The sequence below is a fragment of the Streptomyces rubellomurinus genome, assembly GCF_000961885.1.
Taxonomy (GTDB): Bacteria; Actinomycetota; Actinomycetes; order Streptomycetales; family Streptomycetaceae; genus Kitasatospora; species Kitasatospora rubellomurina.
Map to the genome: position 1 here is coordinate 1 of NZ_JZKH01000361.1, position 314 is coordinate 314.

Below are 314 nucleotides of genomic sequence, written 5' to 3' on the forward strand. Positions count from 1 at the left end.
CGACGTCGCCGCCGTCCTGGTGACGTCCTCGGGCGAGGGCAAGGAGGTCGCCGCCCGCGTCGCGCTGCGCCTGGGCTCCGGCATCATCACCGACGCCGTGGACGTCCGCGCGGGTGAGGGCGGCCCGGTCGCCACCCAGTCCGTCTTCGCGGCCTCGTACACCGTCGACTCGCGCGTCAGCACCGGTGTGCCGGTCATCACCGTGAAGCCGAACTCCGTCGCCCCGGAGGCCGCCCCGGCCGCCGGCGCCGTCGAGAACGTGTCGGTCGAGTTCACCGGCAACGCCGCCAAGGTCGTCTCGCGCACCCCGCGCG

Annotated in this window: 1 protein-coding gene; it reads left to right on the forward strand. The window is 75.2% G+C overall.

The genetic code is table 11. The annotated features are described in order from the left end of the window. Positions 1–314: adenine nucleotide alpha hydrolase family protein (locus VM95_RS38205; protein WP_045706345.1), on the forward strand; the 314-nt coding region annotated here is incomplete at both ends.